Here is a 4,189-nt window from a genome sequence, read left to right as displayed (position 1 = left end):
GGAGACAAATTCATACCGACCGTGATAGTTCTCTCCACCTGTGAAAATATTTGGAGTTGGCAGTCCCATGTACGATAATTGTGAACCGTCCGTTCCGCCACGAATCGGCTCTACGACGGGTTCAATACCCAGGCTAATCATAGCTTCATGTGCAATGTCTACGATGTCGCGAACCGGTTCAATCTTCTCCCGCATGTTATAGTATTGATCACTAATTTCTACCACGACACGCCCTTCACCGTATTGGCTTTCGAGTTCCTCAGCAATCTTCGTCATAAGTAGTTTTCTGTTACTGAAAGACGTCTTATTGAAATCCCTGATCAGGTAATGCAGCTTCGTCTCCTCCACATCACCCTGCATGGAGATGAGATGAAAAAATCCTTCATACCCTTCGGTATGTTCCGGTGCCTCTTGAGCAGGTAATCTCCTGTTGAATTCCATAGCGATCTTGGCGGAATTGACCATCTTGCCCTTGGCGGTTCCTGGGTGAACGATTTTCCCTTTGCACGTAACGAGCGCCCGTGCCGCATTAAAGCTCTCGTATTGTAGCTCACCGAGAGGCCCACCGTCTACTGTATAAGCATAAGACGCATCGAAGGCGGCTACATCGAAGCGATGCGGTCCTCGGCCGATCTCTTCGTCAGGGGTGAAAGCAACGCGTACTCGACCGTGCTTAATCTCTGGATTCTGCAGCAGTATGTCCATCGCGGTCATAATCTCAGCAATCCCTGCTTTATTATCCCCGCCGAGCAAGGTCGTCCCATCGGTGGTGATTAAAGTGTGGTCTACATAGTTGGCTAGTGCAGGAAAGTCCCTAGGGGAAAGCACAATATGCAGCTCTTCGTTCAAGATGACATCCTTCCCATCATAGTGATCTACGACTTGAGGCTTGACCCCTGCTCCTGTAAAGTCCGTGGCAGTATCCACATGGGCCATAAAACCGATAGTAGGTACATCCTTGTCACTATTTGACGGGAGTGTGGCCATCACGTAGCCGTTCGCATCCATAGTCACTTCCGTCATTCCGATGCTCTTCAGCTCTTCAACCAATAGGTTGGCTAGTGTCAGCTGACCCGGGGTCGTAGGGCAAGTAGTGCTGTTAGCATCAGACTGTGTATCGATTTGGACATAGGTGATTAATCGTTGTATGAGTTGCTTTTTCATGAATGATCAGCTCCTTTTCTTTAATTATAAAGCAAGATGACGCCTAAACAAATTAGTGTACCAAGATGTTGTCTAAGAATGGTTTTGCGATAATTATACCAGGGAAGAGTAGAATCCAATGTCGTTTAAATTCAGTTAATAATTGTATCGTACTATAAATCCAATTCATTGGATCTGAGGTGACTTACCATTCAAAAAACGAATAATAAAACAATGGTTCTTATTGGGCTGATTCTGGGTCTCATCTTTGCGGAGCTGGATGAAACGATCGTATCCACCGCAATGCCCACTATTGTCCGTGAACTGCACGGCTTATCATTGTACGGCTGGGTAGCCGGAATCTACATGCTGGCCCTTACGATGTTCATGCCGATTCTCGGTAAACTGGCCGATTTATACGGTCGCAAAAGGATCTATTTGATCTGTATGGGATTGTTCATCACCGGCTCGATCGTTAGCGGGTTAGCAAATTCCATGATATGGCTGTTGATTGGACGAGGAATTCAAGGTATTGGTGCAGGGGGGCTTATGCCTTTGGCGTTAGTCATTATCGGAGAAACTTACCCGTTGGAGCAACGGGCCAAAATCCAGAGTCTCTTCGGTCCGCTCATGATTCTTCCTCAATTGTTGGGCCCTACAGTAGGGGGATATTTGGTTGGGCACGTCAATTGGCATTGGGTGTTCCTGATTAATATTCCTGTAGGTCTGCTGGCTGCCGCAGTCCTTGCAGCAGGAATGAGTGAATCGGTGGGGGAGGAGAAGCGGCCAATCGATTGGAGTGGTGCCGCGACACTGGTGCTAGCTTTATTTTCACTGCTTCTGGCTCCGGTATTGATTGATAACCAAGGGTATACGTGGTCGTCTCCGGTCATCATCGGTTTGTTGCTCTTTTCTTGCATCATGTTTGCTCTCTTAATCTATATAGAGTCGAGAGCGAAGGAACCGATCATTCCGCTGCATTTGTTTACCAATCGGAATGTAGTCGTATTATCTTTGCTGGTGTTTATTTTGATGATGGGTATCATGGGGGGCATTGCGTCATTTCCGTTCTTCGCGCAGAATGTCATGGGGCTATCTCCGACGGCATCCGGTTATTTGACACTAGCCTTTATGGCGGGAGCTATTCCGTCAAGTATCGTAAACGGATTTCTAATTACGCGCGTTACCTATCGCAATCTATTTATCGTATCGTTCCTGCTGCCGATTATCGGATTCTTTCTGTTGACGCAAATTCAGGTTAGCACGACAGTGCTTTTCATCGCGATCAGCTTCTTTATACTTGGCGTCGGATTGGGTACTCTATTCGGCGGAGATAATCTCATTGTCCAGGAATCTGTAGACTCGAAGGACAGCGGGATTGCTCTATCAACCGTTCAGCTGTTTCAATCTTTAGGGGCTACTATTGGATTAAGTGTTTTTGGAAGCGTGCTGTCTCATCGTATCAAAAACGGTGTTGCAGACCTCAGCGATCAGCTTCCCGCTGGTACGACTGAGCATATTGAAACAGGAGGTCTTCCGCAGGGGATTTCTCCGGAGCTGTTGTTACAAGTTAAGATGGCATTCACTCATGCTTTCCAAAGTATGTTCTCCATCTCGCTGATATTTGTAATTGTCGCATTCTTCATTTGCTGGTTTTTAAAGAAAGAAGTCTTATCCAACAAAGAAACGGAAACCGCAGACGCATAAACTATGCGCCGCGGTTTTTTAATATTTTAAAGATTGAAAAGTTAATAATTTAATGATGTTTTCATTTTTTGTCGATTTTCTTTCCTCTCTTCCTTCTATATAAAGAGGGTATAGGGTTCGACTCTATTATTGTAAACGCTTCATTATAAGGGTTGAAGCAAAAATGAAGGGGAGAGGTGAACTGATTTTGAAATGGAAAAGAACAAAGAAAGGTTTGACTAAAGCAGTTTACATTGGACTTACCCTGGCGCTTATGTTTGGCGGATTGCCTGCTGCGCCTCCGGTAGCCCATGCTGCAGCGGGGACTCCGGGGGGAGTGGACGCTGCCGGACTACGGCTATGGTTGAAAGCGGATACGGCTAACGTTACATTAGATAGCGATTCCGTGACCAGATGGAGGGATAGCAGCCCGAAAGGAAATGATTTTATCAATGATGGTACGGTTGCTGCCATTGCGTCCAGGCCTAAACCGAAATATGTGCAGGCGAACGAGAGCTTGAATTTTCAACCTACTGTGAGGTTTACCCGGAGCAGCAGCGGAAGTATTTTGCAGGATGTTGACGGCTTGTTTACTGAAGGGGAGATAGTGAACAATGCCAGCCTGTTTACGATTACGGGCGGTTCGCCGACAATGGCAAACTCTTCTATATTCAGTCAACCTTTAGCTTCTGGCAATCTCGGGGCTACTATTCCACATACGACCGGGGCTGAAGCAGGGAAGGGAAATGTCCTGTGGGATGTGGGTGCTACGTCAACCCGACTTACAGCAGCGAATATAGTTACTCCGATCGATTACAACATATGGGGGCTGCATTTTGATGCTAATCCTACAGTTGGCTCCAACGTCTATCAGTCTATTGCACGTGATGGAAAGCAAGAAGCCAAAGGTACGCAACCCCGCTCGCCACTGATGGGCAAAGGTAATACCGCCACGTCTCTTGGTTCTGCGGTAGGTGGGGGCTCAGGCTATGAAGGGAATATGGGAGAGCTGATTTTATTTACGAATCCGCTTACAGCGATACAAAAGCGGCAAGTAGAGACCTATCTGGCTATCAAATTTGGTATGACGCTTAAAGAAGGCGATTATCTATCCGCCGGCCCTTTACCACAAGTTGTTTGGGGGGCTGCTGCGAATACCGGCTACAATAATAACATGGCCGGAATCGGCATGGATCAGGTTGGGGCGCTGAACCAGACGGTAAGCCGGAGCAGTCAGAAGGACACGGCACAACAAGTGATAATTACTGCCAAGCAAGCTCTGTCCGATAAGCAATATTTGATCTGGGGCGATAATGCCAGCCAAGATGAGGGAATTCCGTATGGAACAAGTTATAAACGG

3 protein-coding genes are annotated in these 4,189 nt (G+C 46.9%); 2 read left to right on the top strand and 1 reads right to left on the bottom strand.

Annotation, left to right across the window (positions count from 1 at the left end):
• On the bottom strand, positions 1 to 1,164 hold a 1,164-nt coding region (pepT, locus tag BP97_RS0130810; protein WP_028552537.1), incomplete at its 3' end, for a peptidase T.
• Positions 1,165 to 1,377: 213 nt separating this feature from the next.
• On the opposite strand from pepT, the gene BP97_RS0130805 reads away from it, so the two are divergent.
• Together BP97_RS0130805 and BP97_RS38035 are read left to right on the top strand one after the other, a co-directional pair.
• Positions 1,378 to 2,850 (top strand): MDR family MFS transporter, encoded by a 1,473-nt coding sequence (locus BP97_RS0130805; protein WP_051621073.1) that lies wholly within the window; start codon positions 1,378 to 1,380, stop codon positions 2,848 to 2,850.
• Positions 2,851 to 3,037: 187 nt separating this feature from the next.
• Positions 3,038 to 4,189, top strand: a 1,152-nt coding sequence (locus BP97_RS38035; RefSeq protein WP_156043442.1) for a DUF8202 domain-containing protein, incomplete at its 3' end; no start/stop codon positions are given.

The sequence above is a fragment of the Paenibacillus sp. UNC451MF genome (assembly GCF_000686845.1).
Taxonomy (GTDB): domain Bacteria; phylum Bacillota; class Bacilli; order Paenibacillales; family NBRC-103111; genus Paenibacillus_S.
Note: the sequence above shows the minus strand (reverse complement) of the source record. Positions and strands in the feature narration are given on the sequence as shown.